This is a genomic window from Streptomyces sp. NPDC055287, from assembly GCF_053646035.1.
This window is the reverse complement of record NZ_JBSHNE010000034.1, coordinates 16,125-39,069: the sequence shown is the minus strand read 5'-3', so window position 1 is coordinate 39,069 and position 22,945 is coordinate 16,125. Positions and strand designations below refer to the sequence as shown.

Here is a 22,945-nt window from a genome sequence, read left to right as displayed (position 1 = left end):
CGGGGCACCGCCATGTCCGCACCATTCGACCTCCCGCCGGACCTGCCGCGGCTGCGTGTGCTGGAGACCTTCCTGCTCGCGATCCTGGCCCGGGTGCGGGAGCGGATCCGGCACCTGGAGCAGCAGGCCGTCATCCACGAGAAAATCGAACGGCAGAAACCGCCGGCGGAATGGACGCTGGAGATCAGCATCAACGGGCACACCCCGATGCGCGTTCACGTGGGGGAGGAGTGTGCCCTGAGCGGCACCCAGGTCCGCACGAAAGAGGTCAGTCGGCAAGAGGCGATCCGGTGGATCGGCGACGGCGTCGAAGCCTGTGGCCTCTGCCGCCCGGACTCAGAGCTGCGGACCTTCGAGTAGAGCCACGGCCCGATTCGCGACACGGATGGCCAGTCGCGCCAAGGTTGAGCGGTTCTCACCGAACGTTGAGCGCCAACCCCGTGAGTCCGGACAGGCGGACACCAAGTGACCGGCCCCGGACCAACGAGACCGGTGTCGGCGACGATATCGATCTCGAGCTCACTGCCCTAGGGTTCCGGCCGCCTGCAGTTGATCATTGTGGCGTTTTGCCACCTCACAGGCCGGGATAGTCCGGGATGTCGTACCCCTCCACGTCACGGAGCCAGTACCGGGTCACGGCAGCCCTCGCCTTGATCTCCTGGGCCTCGTCTACGTCCGGAATTTCCCCGGAGTGCATGGCAAGCGTGTGCGCATCCTCCATGGGTTCCAGGTCGGCGTGGGCCACGGCCCGTGCCGTTTCGATGTCCAGAAGTCGTCGGGTCTGCCAGTGCTCCAGCCGGTCCCTCGCCTGCCGCGCGGCGCTGCTTCGGGCCTGGGCCTCCGGCGTACCGACTGCGTTCATTGCGTGCTCGTCCGCCGCGTTGAGTTCCTGCGTGAGGTACTCGGTGATGACCTGCTGGGCGAGGCGGGCGCGCTCCTCTTCCGCGCGCTGGTCGGCAACGGCCGCCCGTAGGGCCCGCCGGAGTTGGCCCATGCTGGGCGCCCCGGCTGGCCCGTCGGGGGAACGGTAGACCCGGCAGGCGAGAGACGGCACGGCACCGTCCTCGGGGAACGGATCGCGGCCGTCGATCAAGATTGTCGGGGAACCTTTAAACCAGGATTCCTCGGCCTCGACCAGGTCGGCGATTACCCGGGTGGTGAAACCAGTGGCGCTCAGCCCGGATTCGTTCAGCGCCTGTTGCAGCCGCTCCTCGGCGAGCTGGCGGTGGGGACATGCCGGCGCTACCAGGACCTCAATCTTCATGTCTCCAGAATCGCGTACCTCGGAGCGTACGGCCCGTTCTCCCTGCAGCCCTCTGGATGCGGGTGTGCCGCCGGGCGGAGGAGACTGGCTGCTTTAAGCGTTCGGGGCTTGCGGCCGGTTGCCTTCTTGGCCGCGGACTTCTTTCCAGCGGCCCTGGCGGCCTTCTTTGCTGGGTTCTCGCGGCTTTGTGTTCGGCGTGGCCAGCGATGTCATGAACGCTCGCACTGGATCCGCTCGTGCTGGGCGTGCCGCCGTCGTCCTGGTTCTCGCCGCGGGCCTGGCGTGCGGACTCCACGGATTCGAGCAGTGCGGACATGAGGTCGACGACGGGGGCTGCGGCTGGCTCGGGCTGAGCCCCTTCGGGCTTCGCACCCTCGGCCTTGGCGCGGATCAGTTCTTCCAGGGCTGCGCGGTAATGATCACGGAAACCGCTGAGGTCCTCAACGGCCATGGCCTCCATGAGGTCGACGGCCGCCTCGATCTCCTCGTCGGCCACGGGCCCCGGCTTGGGGAGCAGGGATTCGGGGGAACGGATCTCGTCCGGCCACTTCAGGCTGTGCAGGACGATCGCGTCCTCCTTGATCCGGAGCAGGCCGAGGCGCTCGCGGTTGTGCCATGCGTATTTGGCGACGGCGACCTTGCTGGAGCGCTCCAGGGCCTGGCGCAGGAGGACGTAGGGCTTCGCTGCGACGGCGCCATCGGCTGCCAGATAGTAGCTGTCGCCGATGCGCACCGGGTCGATGGACTCGGCCGGCACGAACGCCACGATCTCAATGGCCTTCGCGGTGGGCAGCGGCATGGCGTCCAGCTCGGCGTCCGTGACCTCGATGATCGTGTCGCGGGAGATCTCGTAGCCGCGCCCGATCTCGCCCTGGTGCACGACTTGCCCGTCCAGCTCGCAGACCTTCTGGTACCGGATTCGGCCGCCGTCGGCCTCATGGAACTGACGGAAGGCGATGCTGTGGTTCTCGGTGGCGCTCAGGACGCGACAGGGGGATGGTGACCAGCCCGAATGAGATGGCTCCACTCCAGATGGGGCGTGGCATGGCGGGCCTCCAGCGGTGGGGAGATCCAGCCTAAAACGGGCATGAGGGTGGGGTGCCGGCCGTGGGGACCAACGGGGCAGCGAATGGCGCTATGGGAGAGGGGTTCCGCGAGAACCGACCTGGGCAAGCAGCCCTGGCACTGGCCAGCGACGACGACTGACACAACCGCCCGATGACAGACGATTCCTCAGCGGGTGAGCAAGGATGGTCCTGATGATCACCGCTGACCCCTCGGGAGGGGACCATGGCCGACGTCTGGGTGCTGAGTCCAAGTCACAGCGAGCCGGAGAAAAGCCGTCTGATCCGTTCCGACGCCATCACCTACCTCAGCACGTCCGCCGAGGAGCTTGTCGCGGCCCGCGTCGGCTCGGACGACACCGTGGTCCTGGTTCACCGGGCCACCCAGGGCGGCAGAGACCTCCCCGAGGACTTCCACCTTGCCTACCTGGCCAAGCTCGCCGTGGCCCGCGGGCGGGCCCGCGTGAGCGAGGAGGACCTGGTGCTCCTCGCCGACACGGATACCAACGGCGCATGGGACTGGTCGGTACTCCCCGTCTCGGAGCTTTGGCCAGCCTGACCTTCGGATCGGCCCGCCCTGCCAAAAGGGGGAACCGGACGTATTCGCCGACGCCGCTGTGCCGGCCGGTATGGGGGTGAGGGCCCTGAGGGGTGGCAGGCCCCCCCACAACGCGGGTCCGTGGGGGACGGATATGCACACCCGCGTCGGCGGAACAACGACCACCAGGCACCAAGGTCACTGCCTGCCCGGGAGTGCGCTGTCTCTTAATACTGCAACCGCATCTGGGGTGTGTGGCCTCGGCGTTGGTAGTGGCGGCGGGCTCGGGCCTGGCTGGTACGTCGGTAGCGCGACGAATGCAGGCGGTGCTCGTTGCGGGGGGAGTGGGGGTTCATATGCCATATTGCAGACATACTCCCGACGAGAGGCATGTCATGAAGTTCGCAGTGATCGGCGGTACTGGGCTGATCGGATCGCAGGTCGTCAAGAATCTGAACGCCGCCGGGCACGAGGCGGTACCGCACTCGCAGTCCACCGGAGTCGACGCCATCAGCGGCCAGGGACTGGACGAGGCGGTGGCGGGAGCCGACGTCGTCGTCAACCTGACGAACTCCCCGACCTTCGACGAAGCCTCCCCGGCCTTCTTCCAGACCTCGATGGACAACCTTCTGGCCGCGGCCCAGAAGGGCGGCGTCGGCCACTTCGTCATCCTCGCAATCGTCGGCGCGGACCAGGTGCCGGAGCTGGACTACTACCGGGCCAAGGTGCTCCAGGAGACCATCCTCGCGGCCGGGCCGATCCCCTACTCGATCGTCCGGGCGACGCAGTTCATGGAGTTCATGGACACCGTCCTGTCCTGGACCGCCGACGGCAACACCGTCCGGTTGCCCGCCACGCCGATCCAGCCGATCGCTGCCAAGGACGTGGCCAACGCGGTGGCGGAGGTCGCCGCGGGCGCCCCGCTACGCGGCAGTCGCAACATCGCCGGCCCCGAGATCTTCTCCCTGGACGAGCTGGGCCGGATCACCCTGTCCCGCAAGGGCGACAACCGTACCGTCGTTACCGACCCCACTGCCGGCATGTTCGCCGTCGTCAAGGGTGACGTCCTCACCGACAAGGACGCTCACCTCGCCCCCACCCGCTACGCCGACTGGCTCTCCTGACTCGCTCGCGCCCTCTCAGGCGCGCAGACCGCAGAGAGCCAAGCCCTGGCCGTCGTGGGTGCGCTCAGCGGAAGGACATGCTGCCGTCGGCGAAGGCGACGCTTTGTCGAAGGACACCCTCCCGCCTGAGAACGTTGCGCCGTCGAATATGGCTACCAACTGAGCCGGAGCGTGCGGCTCACCGCCGACCACGAGATAATGATGTCGGGAAGACCATCGGGATCGCGGCCTTCCAGCAAGGTGATGCCTTCGCTGGTTCCACGACCCACGTATCCCCGCGTTCCTTGAGCACCTCGCTGCACCGTCCGGGTCGTGGGCGGCACCTGCGCCACTGCACGCCGATACCATCCCGGCGCATCGAGCAGTCCCCGGCTAGGCGTAGGGAGAGCTGGCATCCGTTCGGTTGGCAGTGCTCGTTGGCGCCTTAGCTAGGATTCACGCGCGAAAAGCTGCCCCGCAATCCTGCAAGGCTGGGTGGATGCTGATCATGAGCGTGGGCGGGTTGGGCGGCCCCAGTGGCGCACCTGCCTGGAAGAGCGTGCCGTCGTGGTATCTCGTCGCCACCGCCGACAACTTCATCCCGTCGGCCCTGCAGCGCTTCATGGCCAAGCGGGTCGGCAGCACGACCGTCGAGGTCAAGTGCGCCTCGCACGTCGTGATGATGTCCCGCCCGGACGCCGTGGTCCGCCAGATCGACGCCGCGTATCGCGCCACCCGTTGATCCGACGAAGCTCCCGGAAGGAGCAGTCATGAGCACTCCGGACACCATCGTCCTGATCCACGGTTTCTGGGTCACACCCCGGAGCTGGGAGCACTGGATCGTCCGCTACGAAAAGCGCGGCTACCGCGTTCTCGCGCCCGCCTACCCGGGCTTCGAGGTGGAGGTCGAGTCGCTCAACGCCGACCCGACGCCCATAGAAAAGGTCACCGTCGCGCAGATCGTCGAGAGCCTGGAGACCCTGGTCCGCGGCCTGGACAAGCCGCCGATCCTGATCGGCCACTCCGCCGGCGGCGTCTTCGTGCAGCTCCTGCTCGACCACGGTCTGGGCGCGGCGGGGGTGGCGATGTGCTCCGCCCCCACGGAGGGGGTCGCCGTGGTGCCGCTGACCCAGATCAAGTCGGCTTTCCCGGTGCTGAAGAACCCGGCCAACAGGCACCGGGCGGTCGGCCTGAACGCCGAGCAGTGGCACTACACCTTCACCAACACGCTCTCCGAGGAGGAGTCCCGGGTGCTGTACGAGCGCTATGCCGTCCCGGCCTCCGGCGGCATCTTCTGGGACAGCGCCCTGGCCACCCTGCGCCCCGGCCACCAGGGCACATACGTCGACTACCACAATGACGACCGCGCGCCGCTGCTGTTCGTCTCCGGCGAGAATGACCATCTGATGCCGCCGAAGGTGCAGCAGTCCAACGCCCGCCACTACAAATCGGACACGGTCACCGAGAGCAAGGTGTTCCCGGGCCGCCCGCACCTGCTGCCCGCAGCACCCGGCTGGGAGGAGGCCGCCGACTACGCCCTCGACTGGGCCGTCTCGCACGCCCGGTAGGTCACAGGTCCGGGGCTGGCGGGGTCACTCGGTCCGCCCCCGGACGTCCGGAAGGGACCACCGCATGACCGAGGTCCGCTTCACCCGTATCGGCGGCCCGACCACGCTCATCGAGGCCGTGGGCCGACGGTTCCTTACGGATCCGACCTTCGACCCCTCCGGCCTGCGTTACACGTTCGGCTGGGGCACCTCGTTCCGCAAGACCTCGGGTCCGGCGATTGAAGCATCCGAACTCCCGCCGCTCGATGCCGTGGTGGTCACCCATGACCACCACGCCGACAACCTCGACACCGAGGTTGAGCGGCTTCGTCTGCGGGTGCCTCAGCCTGTTCCAAGCCCGGCGCGCAGGAAAGCGGTGGCCTGGCCGATGGCGGCTCGCGTGGCTCGGGTCTCGTTGAGCGCATTGAGCAGCATGAAGTCGTGGATGGTGCCGTTGTAGCGCACGGTTGTCACGGGGACGCCCGCTGAGCGCAGCTTGGCGGCGTAGGCTTCTCCCTCGTCGCGTAGCACATCGGCCTCGTCAACGCACACATAGGTGGGCGGCAGCCCAGTGACCCGCTCGGTGCTGGCCTGATTCGGCGACGCCGTGATCTCGGCGCGCTGTGCCGGGTCGGTGGTATAGGCGTCCCAGAACCACTCCATCGCCTTGCGGGTGAGGTAGTAGCCGGTGGCGAACTGCTCGTAGGACGCGGTGTTCATCGCCGCGTCGGTGACCGGGTAGTACATCGACTGCTGCAGGAAGGTGACGTCGCCGCGTTCCTTTGCCATCAGCGCCAGCGCGGCCGTCATATTGCCGCCCACCGATTCGCCGGCCACCGCCATGCGACTGGCGTCCAGGCCCTTGGATGCCCCGTCTCGGGTGATCCACTGGGCAGTGGCGTAGCCCTGCTCGATCGCGGTCGGGTAGCGGGCTTCCGGCGAGTTCGGGTACTCCACGAACGCGAGCGCCGCGCGGGCGCCGACAGCGAGCTCGCGCGCGAGCCGGTCGTGGGTTCCGGCGTTGCCGAGGATCCAGCCTCCACCGTGCATGTACACAATGACCGGCAGCATGCCAGTAGTGCCCTGCGGCTTGATGATGCGTACCCGGACGTCCCCCACTTGGGAGGGAACCGTGATCCACTCTTCGTCGGCCGGGAGTTTGCTGACCGGGTCCCGGAACTGGTGCGCTCCGCGCTGCTGTCGCTGGCGGTCGAGCTCGGCGAGCGGCTGCGAACGCGCCAGCATGCGCCGAAAGCCGTGACCATGACGATGACCTTCGCCGACCGCACCCAGATCCACCGCAGCCGCCAGCTGCCCGGGGGGCCGTCCGCGCACACCGACGATCTGCGTGACGTGGCGTACGAGATGTACCGGGCCCTGGGGCTGCGACGGGCCCGGATGCGGGCGGTCGCCCTGCGTTGCGAGCAGTTGGTGGACGCGGCCGAGGCCGCCGAGCAGCTCTCCTTCGACGCCGACCGGGAACCCCGGCGCGGCGCCCCCGGGCTGACCCTGCCAACCGAACCGTCATACTGGGTACGGGCCGGAGCCCGGTTCGCGGACATCCGCCGCGTCGCCGCCCGCGGCTCCCCGCTACACCTGTCCGGTCACGGCGGGGACGAGCTGTTCCACACCCCTCCGTCTCACCTGCACAGCCTGGCCCGATCCCGGCCGTGGACCGCCGCGCGCTCCGTCAGCGAACGGCGCGCCCTCGCCCACTGGCCACTCGGCGCCACCTGGCGCGCCCTGGCCGACTCCCGCGACCTCCCTTCCTGGCTCGCCCGCAGCGCCGTCCAGCTGAACGCCGCCCCGCCCTCCCAGTCCCATCCACAGCTCGGCTGGACCCCGGCCCTGCACATGCCGCCGTGGACGACCCAGGCAACCGCGGAAACCGTCAGCGACCTTCTGGTGCAGGCGTCCAAGCGACGGTCCGAACCGCTCGCGCCCGGCCGCGGACCGCATACCGTCATCAACATCCGCGAGGACACCTTCGACGGACTCCGGCACCACCGCACCACCCTCCTCGAACTCTTCGACGGCTCGGAACTCGCCCGCCTCGGCCTGATCGACGATGAGACCGTCCGCGCCACCCTGCGCACTACCCACCCCACCGTCCTGCCGTCCTGGCACTTGAGCCCACCTGGCCTGCGAAGTGTGGTTGCGCAGCGTGTCAGCGACAGCCTCCGCGCCGCCGCCGTCCCCTGGAACGGACGCCACCGCCGTCAAGGAAGGAATCCAATGACCTTCGCTCTCGGCACAGACGTGTCCCGGGCAGAAACCGAGCACGGCACCGTACTTCTCGACCAGCGGCGCGGCCGCTACTTTCAGCTCAACCCGTCCGGCTCCCTCATCCTGCGTACCCTGCTCAATGGCGCCACCCCCGACCACACCGCCAAATCCCTGACCGAGCGCTACGGCACCGATCCCAACCGTGCCCACGCCGACGTGGCTTCGCTGATGAACTCCCTGCTCACGAAGGGGCTCGCCCGCACATGAGCACCCCCATCGCCCTCGACGAGCCGCCAGCCCTGCCCCTGCGCCGCCGCCGCACTGCCCGCCTGGCCGGCCGGCTCCTGGCCGCCCTGCCGCCCCGCCACATCCGCACCGCCCTAAACGTTTTGCGCAACGGAGCCGCCCCGGCCACCGCCGACCAGGCACGGGCAGCCCGCGACGCTGTGGTCGCCGTCAGCACCCGCTGCGCCGGACAGAACTGCCTGCAACGCTCCCTCGCCACCACGCTGCTGTGCCGCATGGGAGGCACCTGGCCGACCTGGTGCACCGGAGTGCGCACCGCCCCGTTCCGCGCCATGCCTGGGTCGAGGTGGACGGCGTCCCCGTGGGCGAGCAGGAACCCCCCGGTTACTACACACCCACGCTCACGATCTCCCACAGAAGCACTGACGCTTCAATGCTCCGGCCGCAGCCTCGGGCAGCATGAAAAGCGCGAACTCCCGGAGGGCGCTACGAGGCTTGCGACCGGCGGTTTTCTTCGCCGCGACGGACGAGGAGCCGGCGCCGATCCCCGATCAGGGCCGCCACTCGTCCATCGCCGAACTCGTCAAGGAAGAGGTCAACCGTCAGCAGCAGGCGCCCGTTCCGAGCGCGCTCGACGTCGACACGGTGCGGATGGCTCTCGCCCTGTGCACCACCGCCGCCGACCTCAGGGACCTCCTGGCCGATCTCGCCGGCGACGTGTGGTTCGACGAGCTCAAGGCCAGGGCCCGCCGCAAAGGCCGCACTCTGGGCCGGACCGGCTGGAGATGGACAGGCAGCTCGACCTGGGGCCGGCCGCCGCTGTGCACCGCCCTGCCACAGCGGCGGACACCGCCAGCCGACTGACCGCTGAGACGTGAGCGCCGGTGATGATGGCGCCGGGTGGGGCATCCGGCGTCTCCAGGTGGGGCGAGTGATGCCGGGCTTGGTGCTGCTCAGGGTCACAGAGAGATCATGCGGGCGATGAAGTAGCCGGCGACGAGGACGGCGACAATGATGATCAGCCACACCCAAACGCCCGGGTGCTCCCACAGGCCGCCGTCCGCACGCTCTTCGTGCGCCTCGGCAGTGGAGCCTTCGGCCGGAGGCGTCTCCTCGGGAGGCACGAGTGGATCAGTCATATCCTCAGTTTCGCGCCAGTCGCCGCATCACGCATCTGCTGCTCGGTCGTCCGGGCTGACCGACTACCACGTACCGGTGGGGTGTAACCGCTGTGGACGACGTTCCACGGGTCGCAGGCGGTCCTGGCCGCTGAGGTGTCGCAGCGGCAGATCGCCGAACTCGCCGCAGCCCTGCGCCGCGCCCTGGTCGAGTGACGTCGTCGCTGCCGACCCCAGGCAGGCATCCCATGCTTACAACTCACCCGATGAAAGACCACCGCGGGAAGGACGTCCTAGCATGACTGTCACCCGGATCGAACTCTTCGGATCCTTGGTCCACCTTCACCCAGGCGGCCAGGTGCACACCGAGCAGCCCACAACGGACACCGAGCTCGAGCGGGACGGCTGGCTGCTGATGGTCGCCCATGCGGAGACCGACGCCGACGTCCACGGCGACCACTGGGAAATCCACACCGAGGCGGACGAATTCATCTCCTGCCTCACCGGCGGAATACGTATCATCCTCCGTCCGGAACAGCCGGGAGACGAGGAGGAGATCAAACTGGGTGCTGGAACCGCGGCCATCGTGCCACGCGGGCGATGGCACCGCCTCGCATTGGACGCCCCCAGCGACATGATGGCCGTCACCCTGCCACGCGGCACTCGCGAGGAGAAGTGGACCGAAGCCTCACACCCGGTCTTCATCCACAACAACGCTCGGCACAGTCCCCGTCGCCCACGTCCGCGCCCACCCGTAGCTCGCCCGTCTCGCCGGGCGCGACCGACGAACGCAGTTCTGCAGGCGGCGGCCGGTTCCGCGCAGTTCCCCGTGGCGGCCGCCGCCTGCAGTCGCAGCCGGGCAGGGCTGAGCCGCCGCCGGCGCAACCTACGGCACCACCGGAAGGCCGACAACCGCGACGATGCACTTCGCGGTGGATGTCTCAGTTGACGTTGTCGGTTGCTGCGGTTCTCGGCGTGTTCTCGGGTACGGGCGGTCGAGCGTGGCCGCGCCGGTTCCGGATCGGAAAACCGTTCGCCAACCCGGGGTCTGTGGGCCGAGACTGATGAGCCCATCACATCGGACAAAAGAGCGGCCAGCACTGACGTCCAACCGAGACACCTTGCCCTTCCCCGAGAACCTCGTGCCCCGAGCCCCTGATCCGGGCATGCACCACTGGGAGGGTCTCGACCCGGCCCGTCACCCGTTCACCTGGGACGAGGACGAGGAAGCCCGTCTTTGTGTGTTGGTGCGCGAGTGGGTGCCACCCGTGCTCTCCGGTATGAGGGGCCACTGGGAGGGCGAGTACTGGTGTGCAAGCCAGGTGGACGCGATCATCCGGGAGCGGTACGGGAACTGGGCGCAGGGATGGAACTGGTGTTACCGGTACGGCGGGCCTATCGGCAGCTGGGTCACCGGCGCAAGCTCGGTGACCACCCCTGATGAGACCGCGGCCCGCGTCGTGGCCGCGCTGTTGGAGTGGCGGGAGTGGTTGGAGCGGATGGCTCAGCGCTTTGCGGAGCTGGCGCCGCCGCCGGAAGCCTCTCCCGAGGATCGCAGCTGGCATCTGGAGCGGGCCTGCGTCCGGCTCGTGACGCACGCGCTGGACTCAGGCGCCGAGGGCGGCTGGCACGGGCAGGCTGCGCGGGTCCTGCGCTGGTTCCTCACCACCACCGGCATGGGCCAGGCCGAGGCCGAAGAGGCGGTGGAGAGCGCGATCGGCGGCCGGTTCAAGAGCTGGGTCACCCCTGGACGGACGCTGATCGAATCTGTTGGTGAGGACCTCGCCGTCGGCCTCACCGGCCATGCCCACTACCGGGACCACCGTGAGCGGGTGGCTCTGGAGGATCTCCATGACCGCTACTGACAGCCTTTCGACCTGGCTGCGCGTGCGCCGCGAGACCGACTGGCACCAAGCACCCGCCTTTCGGCGGGGGCTGACTGCGAGGGACGGCTTCCGGGCGTGGTGTGAAGGATTGGTCCGCCAGCGCGACCCCGTCCGCGCCGAGCGCCTTCTCTTCGCCCACTCCCTGGCCTGCGCCGATGCCGCCCGCCGCGCCCCGCTGGACTTTGCCCTGCTGGCCGGTTGGCAGCGCGAGGTCCTCGGCGGGGCGGAGGCGCCGTTCCGTGCGGCAGACGCCTATGCGAAGGCCGGCCGCGAGCGCTACAGCCTGACTTCGCGGACCCAGGCTGACCTCGTAGCCTGCATGCGAGAGGCGACCGACGGGGAGGTCCCGCTGGCAGCCCGCGCGGCCCGCGTGTACCTCGACGTGGCGTTCTTCCATCCTTTCACCGACGGCAATGCCCGCGCGGCCCTGCTGACCTTGGTCCACGTCTTGGCCCGCGAGGACATCATCCTTCCGGAGGTCGGCCCTTCGTAGGCCTGCAGGTCATCGCGGATGCCGTCGGGGTTCCAGCGGGCTCGGGAGAGCAGGTGCTGCAAGGCGTCAGGGGCGGCATGGCCGGCGTGTTCGGCAAGTTGCCAGCTGTTCTTTCGGGCCACCGGGCCGAGCAGTGCGCGCACGTAGTCCCGCATGCGGCGGCGTGGTTCGACGCGCCCGAAGTGGTGACCGATGGTGGTGAGGAGGTCGTCCAGGTCGCGGTCCCAGCGCTCGCCTGTCTGTGTAGTGATCACGCCCCGAGGCTTCCCCGGCCCGGGACGACCTTGCCGTCGTGGGCACTCCTTCGAGGGGCAGGCGGGCAGAAGTCGTCCGTGACGGCAAACCCGCCCGCTATACTCCCACCGCTCGACGTTCCCCCAGGTCAAGCCACAAAGTACTGCTGGAGTACTAGTACTCCAGCCGTACTTCGGTATTTGGGCTGGTCAGCGGTCTGAACGGCGGGGAGTTTAGCCGGGGCGTCACAGGCGGGCGAGGGCTTTCGCCGGCATTTCCTTCGAAGGAGGGCCTTGCCGCATGTCTGTGGGCGTGTCTGAGTAGTTCTTCAGCGTGATCGATGAGGCTCCGGCAGGCGTATGGGATCGGGAACTCGAAGAACTCTTCTTGCGGGTCAGCGCCCGCTTCGCCCGCGTCGAGCCCCGGCGGCGGATGCGGGACTACGTGCGTGGCCTGCTCGGCCCGGTGGGCCGCAAGAACGGCTGGCAGCTGGCCGAATACGCAGGTCACGCGACGCCGGACGGACTACAGCATCTCCTGGCCAGGAGCCGCTGGAACGCCGACTCCGTCCGTGACGACCTCCAGCAGTACGTGGCCGACCAACTCGGTCCGGACGATGGAGTGTTGATCCTCGACGACACCGGTTTCGTCAAGAAGGGCGAGACTCCGCAGGCGTGCAGCGCCAATATTCCGGCACCGCAGGCCGCACCGAGAACTGCCAGATCGGCGTGTTCGCCGCCTACACCACCGGCCGGGGGCACGCGCTGGTCGACCGCGAGCTCTACCTGCCCAAGTCCTGGACCGACGACCGGGACCGCTGCCGGGCCGCCCACGTTCCGGAGCATCGCGTCTTCGCCACCAAGGGAGACCTCGCCCGCGACATGATCCGCCGGGCCCACGACTCCCCGCTCCGCTTCAGCTGGGTCACCGCAGACGCCGCCTACGGACAGGACGGCCGCTTCCGCCGCTTTATCGAAGATCTCCAACTCCACTACGTCGTGGCGGTGCCCAAGTCTCAACAGGTCCACGGACCTCGCATCGAGGACCGCTTCCGCCGGGAAACACCGCCGGAAGCCTGGCAACGCCTGTCCGCCGGCCCCGGAGCGAAAGGCGAACGTGTCTACGACTGGGCAGGCGCCCTCCTGCCCGTCGTCTGGGAACGTGACGGCGACGAGCCCACCCGGCGACGGTGGATGCTCGCCCGCCGCAGCATCTCCAACCCCGACGAGATCGCATACTTCCTGGCCAGCGCCCCGCTCGATGCCACCCTCACCGACCTTGCCCGGATCGCCGGATGCCGCTGGAGGATCGAGGAGTGCTTCCAGAGCGCCAAGAACGAATGCGGCCTCGACGAGTACGAGGTCCGCCGCCACACCAGTTGGTACCGGCACATCACTCTCGCCATGCTCGCCCACGCCTTCCTCGCCGCCATGGCCGCTCTGGAACGTGAAAAGGGGGCCGGGACGATGACACACCCGACCTCGTGGACCTCACACCGGCCGAGATCCGCCGTCTCCTGGCAACTGGCCCTCCACCCCGGGACCACTGCGATCACGCTGTGAACTGGTCACGGTGGAGGCGACGCCACCAGGCCCGTGCCCGGACCTGCCACTACGCGCGGCGCGGCTACCTGTTCGCCGGCACCAGATGGCGAAAGCCCTCAACCGCCTGCGACGCCCCGGCTAAACTCTCCGCCGTCAGACCGCTGACCAGCCCAAATACCGAAGTACGGCTGGAGTACTAGTACAGCGGCGGCCTGGAGCAGGCCCCTGTCGTGATCTGCTACGTCATCGAGCAGCACGGTGGCTTCGGAGTAGCATCCGCGCTGCTGCGGTCCTGGCCGAGGCGCTGCTTCAGGTCGGCCAGAGGTGCCGCGCGTCGTGTGCTCTGGTCGGCAAATGGGTGCTTCCTTCACCGTCAGGGCGCTCGCGCCGTTCTGGTGAGGAACGGATGGGCATGGAGCGCCGGAGACCACCGGCCCATGACCGAGAGGAATCACTCGATGGAGACGTCAGAGCTGGAGAGCAAGGTCCAGAAGCTGGAGACAGGTCTAGCTGTGCAGGAGGCAGCTATGGCGGGGGCCCAGGCCACGCAGGCCGCGACGCAGGCGGGCATGACGTCGACTTTTGCCGCTACACAGAGTGGGACATGGGCGGTAATGGCCACGGGCAGTATTGCCCTGCTGGCCGGGATCTTCCTCGGTATGGCCATCACCAAGGACTGACCAACGGTTCCCGACTCGCCGCCTCTACCGCCCCGCCAGACAGCCACTGGCGGGGCGGCATGCTGCGCAGCGGTATGACGTTTCAGCAGGGGACCCGGACTACTGCCAGAGGTCCCCCCCTAAAAATCGGACACAGGCCGTTTTGCCAGGTCGGCCCCAGAGGGCAAGCCGCCCGACGGCGACGCCTCTTCCCCACGCGATAGCCGTGGGGAAGAGGCGTCGCCGTGTCAGGGGTCGGTCGGGCAGGTCGGGCCCGCAGAGCGATTACTGACCTTGAAGGCGGGTTGTCGTAGGGGGCTGACGGTTGGTGATCGTCGCGGTATGCCGGAGGTATGAGGTATCCGCAGGGTGGGGGTCTGACCGCGGAGAGGCAAGCATTCCGTGAGCGGGTCGGATGGCAGCGGTAGGGATGTTCGCCGAGGGGCGGGGCAGTACCGAGATCGCGAAGGAGTTACGGGTCAGCGTCCGGTCGGTTCAGCGGTGGCGGCGGGCCTGGCGGGAGGCCGGTCAGGACGCGGTTCGTTCCCGTGGTCCGGCGTCCCGGCCGAAGCTGAGCGATGCGCTGTTCGCCGTGCTCGAGGCGGAGTTGGCCAAAGGCCCGGTCGCTCATGGCTGGCCGGACCAACGGTGGACGCTGGCCAGGATCAAGACGCTGATCGGCCGACGGTTTTACAAGAGCATGACGTTGTCGGGCATCTCCCAGATGCTGCGACGCCGTGGCTGGAGCCACCAGGTTCCGGCCCGCCGGGCCGTCGAGCGCGACGAGGCGGCGGTGGCCGGCTGGGTGAAGGACGTGTGGCCACACGTGGAACGACCGCGGCGGCGCTCGGGGCCTGGCTCGTCTTCGAGTTGCGCCGTGAGGCGCTGTGATTCGTGTGGAGGTGAGAGACCTTCACCGCTGACCTGTCGTAGCAGGGAGGTGGGGCTGAGGGCAGCCTGATCCGGGGTGATGCCGGGGAGGGCGGGAGCGGCCCTGACGAAGCCGGGACGTGCCAGTACTGCCAGATGGTGCGGGTCCGGCGAGCGGGATGGAGAGGAGTACGCGAGGAACCGGCGTCTTTACGTCTCTTAACGACTACACCGGCTCGAACCTGGCGGATCTGGGCCGGAAGCGGTGCGCACTCGCTGCCTGGTGGCAGTGAGGAACTCCTTGACCGGTATTTCGAAGCCGTTCGGGAGGCCACGAGGAAGGTCTACGGCGTACTCGTGGCGATGCCGCAGGGACACAGTCGGGCTCCTACTCCAACGAGCGAATCGCAGTGAACACGGGAACCACCTGTTCTCAACTCCCCTGTCGTGCACGGCCAGTGCCCGGTTGGGGATAGGCGCATCGACCGCCGAACGGTCCGGGTGGGGCGGAGCCGCCGTAGTACTCCGAGCCGGGGAGAGCCCGCGCACATGGGGAAGGGCGGCAGCGGTATCGAGAAGGGATGGAGACTGCAATGCCGAAAGACGCACCGCTGAACAGCGGCGCTCTGCTGGAGGCGGACCTGGTGGGTCCACGCCAGCGGGTATCGGAGATGCAGGCCAAGCTTCACCGTTGGGCGGCGGCCGATCCCGGCCGCCGGTTCGATGATCTATTCAACCTCGTGCACGACCCGGCGACGCTGATCGCGGCGTTCGACCGGGTCGCCGGCAACCGGGGAGCCCGCACTCCCGGCGTGGACGGCCTGACGGCCGCCGACGTTGAGGAGCGATTCGGGGTCGCCGGATTCTTGGACGACCTACGGGCCCAGCTCAGGCAGGGCTCGTTCCGGCCGCTACCGGTGCGGGAACGCAAGATTCCCAAACCGGGCGGGTCGGGGAAGGTTCGGCGGCTGGGGATTCCCGTGATCGCCGACCGGGTCGTCCAGGCCGCGCTGAAGCTGGTGCTGGAGCCGATCTTCGAGGCCGACTTCAAGCCGGTCTCCTACGGGTTCCGGCCCAAGCGGCGGGCTCAGGACGCGATTGCCGAGATCCACTTCTATGGCACCCACGGCTATCGGTGGGTGCTGGACGCGGACATCGCGGCGTGCTTCGACGAGATCGACCACGTCGCGCTGATGGACCGTGTCCGGATGAGGGTCAAGGACAAGCGGGTACTGGCGCTGGTGAAGGCGTTCCTGAAGGCTGGTCTCCTGACGGAACTCGGGGAACAGCAGGAGACCTTCACCGGCACGCCGCAAGGGGGCATCATCTCCCCTCTCCTGGCGAACATCGCCCTGTCGGTGCTCGATGAGCACCTGCACCGGGCATGGGAACCGGACGGGGAACTGTCCACCAGCACTCGGCGCGAACGGCGGAGTGCCAAGGGCCTGCCCTCGTGGCGGCTGGTCCGCTACGCGGACGACTTCGTCGTCCTGGTCAAAGGGACCAGGCAGGACACCGAGGCACTGCGCGAGGAGATCGCCCAGGTCCTCGCACCGATGGGGTTGCGGCTCTCGGAAGCCAAGACCCAACTGGTGCACCTGAGCGAGGGGTTCGACTTCCTGGGGTTCCACATCCAGTGGCGCCGCAAGCGCGGAACGGACAAGTGGTACGTCTACACCTTCATCGCCGACCGGCCCGTCCGGTCGGTGAAGGCGAAGATCCGTACCCTCACCCACAGAACGTCGCAGCAGGACCTGGCCGTGGTGCTGATCAATCTGAACAGGGTCACCCACGGATGGGCCAACTACTTCAGGCATGCCGTTGCGAAGCGCACCTTCAGCAATCTGGACAACCTCGTCTGGTGGCGAATGATCCGGCTGCTGCAAGAGCGGCATCACTGGAACTGGTCGGACGTCCGCAGACGGCTCACCACCCCCACCGGGCGATGGCTGCCGATCAGCGCGGGCGAGATCGAGTTGCGGAAGATCAGCGCGATCCCGGTCACCCGGTATCGCTACCGCGGCAACACGATTCCCAGCCCCTGGGCCACTGCAACCACCTGACGGCAGAGACCGTGGAGAGCCCGTTGCGTCGAGAGGCGCACGGCGGGTTCGGCGAGAGGTCCGGGGAAACGGGCCGGGAGCAATCTCGGCACCGCGCCCCGGGCCTACTCAGCGACGAAGCCGGATTCTCGATGACGCCGCCGACCTCACGCACCTGGGCCAAACGCGGAACCACTCCAGTCATCCGGGTCCGCGGCCGTTCCCAACGCCGCTTCTCCATCGCGGCCCTGTGCTGCTACAAACCCGGAGAACGCTCCCGCCTGGTCTACCGGCTCAAACGGCATACCGATCACAAGAGCGGCGGCCGCAAGAGCTTCGCCTGGACTGAGTACAGCGACCTTCTCATCGCCGCCCACCAGCAGCTCGGCGGGCCGATCGTCCTCATCTGGGACAACTTGAACGTCCACAAAGACGCCCGCATGCGGGCCTTCATCGGCGCACACGACTGGATCACCGCCTACCACCTGCCGCCCTACACACCCGACCTCAACCCCGTCGAAGGCATCTGGTCAATCCTCCGCCGGACCAGCCAGGCCAATACCACCTTCACTGACCCCGACCACCTCATCCGCCGGCTACGACACGGCCTCCGACAGATCCAGTACCGCAGCGACGTCATAGACGGATGCCTCACCGCGACCGGCCTCACATGGACGACACCACGCCCACAACCTCAGTAGTGGCCCCTGACGAAATGTCAGGGGCCACGTCAGCGCCGGACGATGGTTGGCCCCAGGACTCGTACCCCTTCGGCCTCTGCCGCTCAACTGTGGGAGACGGAGCAGGAACTCGGGAATCTGCGTACCATCCGGAAGACCGTCCTCGCGCTGGCCACGCCGCCCGCGCAGCAGCCCGACAATCCCGCCTACCAGCACATCCTTGCCGTCTTCGCCGATGCCGGGCAGCCCCTGAGGGCCCGCGACCTGTGCCAGGCGCCCTGGGCCTCGGCTTCCACACCTGCACACTTTCGCGAACCTCACCCGAGGCGCCCCCTGAACTGGTGGACCGCACGCACGCCAGCAAGGGGCTGGTCCACCACTGCGGACGGTGCCCGGCGCGGCCGCTAGGGCAGCAGGAGCCGACAGGGCTGGGCCAGCGAGCGTGATGCCTGCCTCGACGCGCGCTTACGGCCACCAGCGGCTGACGTTGCGGATCGCGGCCAGCTCGGCGGTTGCGACGCCCTCGCCGCCCAGCGCCACGATGGCTGGGGTAAGCCCGGCGAGGTCGCTGAGCAGATCGTCGCGGGCCTGCTTCGACAACTCGCGGATCAGCGAGCCGCCCGGTTGGCCGGTCCAGATGCTGAGCAGTGCGGCCCTGGGCAGCAGGGCGGCGAGTCCCTCCATTGCCTGACGACGGTACTCCGGTTCCCACAGGGCACACGCGAAATCCACCGCCCGGGCGGTCTCGCCTAGCTCGGCGAGCCGGACGGCCAAGGGGGAGAGCACCCGCTGCTCTGCTGCCGATCCTCGTGTTGGCCACACCCACTCGCCCGGCACGGACTCGGTCGACGTACGTGCCTCGGCGGTTCGCTCGAGCAGGCGCTCGATCGCGTGCAACGGCAGATCCCGGACGATGCGGGGCAGCGCCACCGTCAGGTGCTCAACGGCGTACGACCGGTCGTCGGCCTTTCGCCCGTCCACGTCGCTGTGACGCATGCCGAGCCCCGCGTCCAGGGCGTGCTCCACGTCGGGATGCTGTGCGGCGCCATGCTCACGCAGTGCGAGCGCGATGGCGGTCTCCGGGAACGGAAGGCCACGACACTCCGCCCTCGTGGTGAGCAAGCTCGCCGCCCGGTCCGTCAGATCCCGCGGCAGGTTGCGCGCAATGGCGGCGAATGCCATGTCCTCGATGTCGCCACTGTCGCTGAACCAGTTGGAGCCGCTCCAATCGGTGTCGAGAAACTGGAGCGCTTCTCTTGCCACGGCGTCGCGCACGTCGCCCGAGAGGTAGGCCAGCAGGTGGCCGAACAGGGCTGCCTTGAGCAGCGTGACGCTCTGCTCCTCCATCTCCCTGTGCGCGCGAGCGAAATCCAGATGCGCCCGGCGGAAGTCCGAGAACCATTCGGGGACCTCGTCCCCTGTACCGTCGTCCGCAGAATTCCAGGGCTCGCCATTGCCCCACCCGGGGTCCTGCGGTCCCAACGTGCGTACCGCGGCCACGGCCTCGTCTGCCCAGCCGGCGTCGGCGAGGGCTCCCAGCAGTGTCGCGTACCACGGCCGCATCGCATGGCCAGTGTCCTCGGCCACCGCGGCAAGCACTTCATTCGGGCGATCAGGCGCGATCCGCACAAGCGCGGATGCGCGTTCCTGGTCATCCTGAATCGTCTTGGCCGTGTGCAGGGCCTCGTCGAGGAGTCGGCTTCTGTCAGTGTCAGGGAGTCGGCGAGCGATCGCCAGCGCCATCGCCACCCGGTCCGTGCCCGTGACGTCCTGAGCTACCTCCTCCGCGACTTCGACACAATCGTCCGTGGGCAGATGCGGGGTCAGCCGGCTTACCGCATGGCCTCGCGCGGTCGCGTCCCCTATGACACCCGTCAGGGCGAGTGCCTGGGTGAGCGCCGCTGCCGACAGATGTGGCGCGATCGCTGCCAGGATCCGGGCTCGGCTGTCACCGTCGGCCGTCGACCGCGCGAGATCGAGAGCCTCCTCCGGGAGGCCGAGCTCGGCCAGACGCGCGCCGAGCGCGGAGAGGGCCTGAGCCTGGTATGCCTTCTGGCGCTTGACACGTACGAGGGCCGTTCGAACGAGCGGCGCGGGCAGGTGCGCGGCCACCGTCACCATGGCTTCTCCACGACGCGGCGACGCTCCCGCCTTGAGCACCTGTTCCAGGGCGCGATCGAGGGTCTTGGTCGCCAGCGGCTCGGGCAAATGTCCGGCGATCACCGCGCACGCCGCACCCACTTCGGCCCTGTTGCCCAGCCCTGTGACGCCCTCCAGTACCTTCCGCACCTGAGAGTCGGTCAACCAGGGGAGAAACGGGAGCAGGGTTCGAATTCGCTTGGCCGGTCCGCTAGTTTGGAACGCGTGCGTCACGGCGGCCTCCCGCAGCGACTGCGGCAGGTGCGGCGCGATCCGCCCGAGCGCGCGCCAGCGCGCCTCGGTGTCGCCGATCCGCTGCGCCGCGTCTACCGCCAAGTCCGGCAGTCCGCGGTCGGCGAGAACCTCCGCGACCCGAGCCTGCGCCTGCCCCCGGGGGCGGCCGGCCTTGAGTTGAGCGGCGGCCCGGATGGCCTCCGCGGCCGCCTCGGGCCTGTGGGCAGCCGTCATCGCCAGGGCCGTCGCGCGGAGCGCCGGATTCTTGAGGCGCTCGACGGCCGCCCGGCCTTCCTCGACGTGACCAAACTCAGTCAGCCGGGCGGCCAGCCGCCCGATCGCGGTGGCGCGGACGTCGCCTTCCCCATTCGACTCCGGGGTCGCCTCCGCGGCCGCCAGTGCCTCGTGGATGAGCCCGTCCGGCAGGTGGGGTGCGAGCGCGGCGAGCGCGGCGCACCGCTGTGCCGGGTCGGGTACGCGGGCTGCGTAGGTGAGCACCTCTCGGGCACCCCGTACGTCCTGTGCGAGGACGGCGGCGAGCAGTTCGGGCGGATTGTTGCGGGCGAGACTGTTCAGGGATCCCGTGATCAGCGCATATCTGATCTGCAGCGCGATGCTCTCCGCCGCTCGGCCGGTGTCGGCGGAGTCGTAGGCCGACTGGGCCAGCTGCCATGCCGTGTTGACGTCGGAGAGGAAGCCCGCGACGTCACCGAGGTCGCGCTTGGCCTCGTACCAGGCATTGCGGCCGTCAGCGGCGGTGAGGCCGATCAGCCGGTGCAGTTCCTCGGCCTGCCCCGCCTCGACGAGATGGCGGGAGAGGTGCTCGAAAAAGTAGCCGTCGTCCGGTCCGCTCGGCCAGTCGTGCGGGCACTGGGCGCGGTAGGCGGCGAGCAGGCTTCGATGACGGGCTTGCGCGTCACCGGCCTCGGACCGTACGGCGCGCACGTAGTCGAAGAGAAGGTCGTGCAAGGACAGCCGACCGTCTGCGTCGCGCTGGACGAGTGACCGGTCCACCAGCAGATTGATGTCGTCCTGCGCCAGGTCCGGCCGAAGACCCTCCGCCGCCCACAGCATCACCAGCACTGCCTCGGGGACAGCGACGTCCTCGGGAATCAGCGCGAAATCGAGGTAGCGAGAGGCGACTCCCGGGTCGGGGAGTGCGTCCACACTGACCTGAAGTGCTATCAAGAGGCTTTCGTGCGGGTAGCCCCGGATGTACTGGTGGATCCTGCCCAGGTCAGCCGCACGGAGCTTGGCGAGCACGTTGTCCCACCCGTCGCGCCGGCCACGCACCATCGCCCCGATCATGGACAACGCCAGCGGCAGACCTCCGCAAGCGCGGATGATCTCTCCGGAACGCTCCTGGTCTACGTCCTGACCAGCCCATTTCGTCAGCAACTCCAAGGCGAGATCCTCGGGCAGGGCGCTTACCAGGTGGCCGACCGCGGCGACCCCACCGGCTCTGGCATCACGCGTGGTGACCATCCTCCGACCGTGCGGGCCGAGCACGTCAAACGCATCGAGATCCCGCTCGGACCAGACATCATCGACCACCAGCAGACAGCTCCTGGCCTCCAGCAGCGTCCTCAGTCTCGCCGTTCCCTGCTCCGGCTCGGCGAACGCGCGGTCACCGTCGCCGAGCTCCCCCGCGAGGGCTGCCTGGCTGCGTGTGATGTCGCGCTCACGACCGAGCGTCACCCACAGGACACCGTCGGGGAAGGATTCCCGCACCCGCTGGTCGCGTGCCACTGCGGCGGCGAGAACGGTCTTCCCGATGCCAGGCATGCCGTGCACGACCACCGGCTCGTCGCTCACTGACAGCAACATGTCGACGAGCGACGTCACATCCTCGCTCCGCGGAACGAAATTGCGCGGAAGGATCGGTACGCGGCTGCTGGCGCGAGCCGCCACAGTGACGTCCGCGATCCCCTTCAACAGAGGTGCCAAGTGCTCCGTCCGCACCACCAAAACGGAGTCCCGCATCCAGCCATCTTCGCTGTTGTAGCGAGCCGACACGACGCCGACGACGACGCCGTCCGTTAGGCGCCGGACCGGAGCCCCGCTCATTCCGGGTTTCACCCATTTCGTCTCGAGCAGGCCCAGCCGTATGCCATTTCGCAGCGTGCCACCGGCCCAGAATCCTGGCGCGTCCAGGTAGCGGTACTCGTAGTCTGGGTCCTCCACCATGGCCACGCCCGTGAGGACGACGCGCTCCGTCTTCAGCACGCCGCTGTCCGTAGGGGCCACGCCGGGCACGGAGTCCTCGAACGAGTGGTCCGCGCGCAGCACCGCGAGGTCATGCGACAGGTCGAGCCGCACCACCTTGCTCTGGACGGGCGGACCTCCGCCGAGGGCGAGGTGATCGAGCGACACGGACGCGCCGACCTCGTCGGCGCCCAGGTTCTTCAGTACGTGCGAGGCGGTCACGAACACCGCTGGCGCGACCTGGAAGCACGTGCCCTCGGACCCACCGTCAGGATTGAGCACCCGGCCGAGAAAGCCGGGCACCTGCCCGTGTGTGGTGGTCACGAGATCACCCACCAGGCGGTGATGGAGCCTCTGCGGGCGGAGCGGTACGTGAATCCGACATGTAGACGAGCCGGACACAGAGGGTGGCGTCGGCCGAGGCTCCCGCCACGATGACGTTGCCGTTGGCCGCGAACTTCAGCGCGAACTCCACTTCGAGCTGGTCGGGACGCGCGCTGCGCGTGGCGAGCCGACCCACCATGTCGACGGTGGTTGACGCCACCTCCACGATCGTCGACTGCGCTCTCTCGTAGGCGTCGACGACCTTCTCCCGCGCTCTGTCGAAGCCGGCCCCCGTCTCCTCGGAGCCTGCCACCGCCGTCGTCTCGACCCAGACCTCGACATCTCCGATGCGCATCGGAGCCAGACGGGCCATCTCCTCACCTCCCTGCCGATCGCACAACAGCCAGCCAGTGCGAACAGAATCAGATGTTTGGAGTACAAAGATCAGTCTAATTGGCATAAACAGGTGTGGCATCCGCGAAGGCTCTCGATCGAAAACTGGATCTACGGGCGCCCGACTCAGGGAAGG

At 68.4% G+C, this 22,945-nt stretch carries 17 protein-coding genes and 6 pseudogenes; 16 read left to right on the top strand and 7 right to left on the bottom strand.

Translation table 11 applies throughout. The features are described from left to right. The first annotated feature begins 12 nt into the window (after positions 1-12). On the top strand, positions 13-360 hold the full coding sequence (locus tag ACWIHY_RS32475) for a DUF6233 domain-containing protein (protein WP_454379780.1): 348 nt from the start codon (positions 13-15) through the stop codon (positions 358-360). A gap of 214 nt (positions 361-574) precedes the next feature. Here ACWIHY_RS32475 and ACWIHY_RS32470 read toward each other — a convergent pair whose 3' ends face one another. Together ACWIHY_RS32470 and ku are read right to left on the bottom strand one after the other, a co-directional pair. Next, positions 575-1,264: a hypothetical protein gene (locus ACWIHY_RS32470; protein ID WP_454379778.1), complete on the bottom strand. Its 690-nt coding sequence runs from the start codon at positions 1,262-1,264 to the stop codon at positions 575-577. Continuing rightward, positions 1,254-2,291: a non-homologous end joining protein Ku gene (gene ku / locus ACWIHY_RS32465; RefSeq protein WP_454379776.1), complete on the bottom strand. Its 1,038-nt coding sequence runs from the start codon at positions 2,289-2,291 to the stop codon at positions 1,254-1,256. Before ku ends, ACWIHY_RS32470 begins: the two co-directional genes overlap by 11 nt. Positions 2,292-2,554: 263 nt before the next feature. Between ku and ACWIHY_RS32460 the strand changes: the two genes are divergently transcribed. From ACWIHY_RS32460 to ACWIHY_RS32445, 4 genes are all read left to right on the top strand, one after another. Beyond that, positions 2,555-2,887 (top strand): hypothetical protein, encoded by a 333-nt coding sequence (locus ACWIHY_RS32460; RefSeq protein ID WP_454378643.1) that lies wholly within the window; start codon positions 2,555-2,557, stop codon positions 2,885-2,887. Between the two features lie 374 nt (positions 2,888-3,261). Beyond that, positions 3,262-3,990: an SDR family oxidoreductase gene (locus ACWIHY_RS32455; protein WP_454379775.1), complete on the top strand. Its 729-nt coding sequence runs from the start codon at positions 3,262-3,264 to the stop codon at positions 3,988-3,990. Between the two features lie 478 nt (positions 3,991-4,468). Further along, complete coding sequence (locus tag ACWIHY_RS32450) at positions 4,469-4,711, top strand: alpha/beta fold hydrolase (protein WP_454379773.1); 243 nt, start codon at positions 4,469-4,471, stop codon at positions 4,709-4,711. A 28-nt stretch (positions 4,712-4,739) separates the two neighbouring features. Continuing rightward, positions 4,740-5,537: an alpha/beta hydrolase gene (locus ACWIHY_RS32445; protein ID WP_454379771.1), complete on the top strand. Its 798-nt coding sequence runs from the start codon at positions 4,740-4,742 to the stop codon at positions 5,535-5,537. A 321-nt stretch (positions 5,538-5,858) separates the two neighbouring features. Here ACWIHY_RS32445 and ACWIHY_RS32440 read toward each other — a convergent pair whose 3' ends face one another. Beyond that, the gene (locus ACWIHY_RS32440; protein WP_454379769.1) at positions 5,859-6,815 is read right to left on the bottom strand and encodes an alpha/beta hydrolase; all 957 of its coding nucleotides are present in this window, start codon (positions 6,813-6,815) and stop codon (positions 5,859-5,861) included. Between ACWIHY_RS32440 and ACWIHY_RS32435 the strand changes: the two genes are divergently transcribed. From ACWIHY_RS32435 to ACWIHY_RS32425, 3 genes and pseudogenes are all read left to right on the top strand, one after another. Continuing rightward, complete coding sequence (locus tag ACWIHY_RS32435) at positions 6,699-8,009, top strand: lasso peptide biosynthesis PqqD family chaperone (protein ID WP_454379768.1); 1,311 nt, start codon at positions 6,699-6,701, stop codon at positions 8,007-8,009. The genes ACWIHY_RS32440 and ACWIHY_RS32435 overlap by 117 nt on opposite strands. After that, positions 8,006-8,260 (top strand): annotated as a pseudogene (locus tag ACWIHY_RS32430) (lasso peptide biosynthesis B2 protein); the annotation flags it as partial. The gene ACWIHY_RS32435 and the pseudogene ACWIHY_RS32430, both read left to right, overlap by 4 nt. A gap of 223 nt (positions 8,261-8,483) precedes the next feature. Next, positions 8,484-8,852: a hypothetical protein gene (locus ACWIHY_RS32425; protein ID WP_454379838.1), complete on the top strand. Its 369-nt coding sequence runs from the start codon at positions 8,484-8,486 to the stop codon at positions 8,850-8,852. A gap of 95 nt (positions 8,853-8,947) precedes the next feature. On the opposite strand, the gene ACWIHY_RS32420 is transcribed toward ACWIHY_RS32425, so the two are convergent. Further along, a complete protein-coding gene (locus tag ACWIHY_RS32420) occupies positions 8,948-9,127 on the bottom strand; it encodes a DUF6480 family protein (RefSeq protein ID WP_454379766.1) in 180 nt (59 codons plus the stop codon). Between the two features lie 277 nt (positions 9,128-9,404). Here ACWIHY_RS32420 and ACWIHY_RS32415 point away from each other — a divergent pair, with 277 nt between their 5' ends. The 3 genes and pseudogenes from ACWIHY_RS32415 to ACWIHY_RS32405 form a co-directional block, all read left to right on the top strand. After that, positions 9,405-10,055 (top strand): cupin domain-containing protein, encoded by a 651-nt coding sequence (locus ACWIHY_RS32415; RefSeq protein WP_454379764.1) that lies wholly within the window; start codon positions 9,405-9,407, stop codon positions 10,053-10,055. A 217-nt stretch (positions 10,056-10,272) separates the two neighbouring features. Next, a complete protein-coding gene (locus ACWIHY_RS32410) occupies positions 10,273-10,971 on the top strand; it encodes a hypothetical protein (RefSeq protein ID WP_454379762.1) in 699 nt (232 codons plus the stop codon). Next, positions 10,910-11,431 (top strand): annotated as a pseudogene (locus ACWIHY_RS32405) (Fic family protein); the annotation flags it as partial. The gene ACWIHY_RS32410 and the pseudogene ACWIHY_RS32405, both read left to right, overlap by 62 nt. Here ACWIHY_RS32405 and ACWIHY_RS32400 read toward each other — a convergent pair. After that, positions 11,362-11,700, bottom strand: a pseudogene (locus ACWIHY_RS32400) (transposase); the annotation flags it as partial. The pseudogenes ACWIHY_RS32405 and ACWIHY_RS32400 sit on opposite strands and share 70 nt — an antisense overlap. Before the next feature lie 352 nt (positions 11,701-12,052). Between ACWIHY_RS32400 and ACWIHY_RS32395 the strand changes: the two are divergent. The 5 genes and pseudogenes from ACWIHY_RS32395 to ACWIHY_RS32375 all read left to right on the top strand — a co-directional run. Continuing rightward, positions 12,053-13,281: pseudogene (locus tag ACWIHY_RS32395) on the top strand (IS701 family transposase). Between the two features lie 440 nt (positions 13,282-13,721). Then, complete coding sequence (locus ACWIHY_RS32390; RefSeq protein ID WP_454379761.1) at positions 13,722-13,943, top strand: hypothetical protein; 222 nt, start codon at positions 13,722-13,724, stop codon at positions 13,941-13,943. 332 nt (positions 13,944-14,275) lie between these two features. Then, positions 14,276-14,790, top strand: a pseudogene (locus ACWIHY_RS32385) (winged helix-turn-helix domain-containing protein); the annotation flags it as partial. 595 nt (positions 14,791-15,385) lie between these two features. Next, on the top strand, positions 15,386-16,855 hold the full coding sequence (gene ltrA / locus ACWIHY_RS32380) for a group II intron reverse transcriptase/maturase (RefSeq protein ID WP_454379759.1): 1,470 nt from the start codon (positions 15,386-15,388) through the stop codon (positions 16,853-16,855). Between the two features lie 113 nt (positions 16,856-16,968). Beyond that, positions 16,969-17,535, top strand: a pseudogene (locus ACWIHY_RS32375) (transposase); the annotation flags it as partial. A 444-nt stretch (positions 17,536-17,979) separates the two neighbouring features. On the opposite strand, the gene ACWIHY_RS32370 reads toward ACWIHY_RS32375, so the two are convergent. Further along, positions 17,980-22,374, bottom strand: coding sequence for an NB-ARC domain-containing protein (locus ACWIHY_RS32370; RefSeq protein WP_454379834.1), 4,395 nt, complete (start codon positions 22,372-22,374; stop codon positions 17,980-17,982). 46 nt (positions 22,375-22,420) lie between these two features. Next, a complete protein-coding gene (locus tag ACWIHY_RS32365) occupies positions 22,421-22,789 on the bottom strand; it encodes a CU044_2847 family protein (protein ID WP_454379758.1) in 369 nt (122 codons plus the stop codon). Between the last annotated feature and the right edge of the window lie 156 nt (positions 22,790-22,945).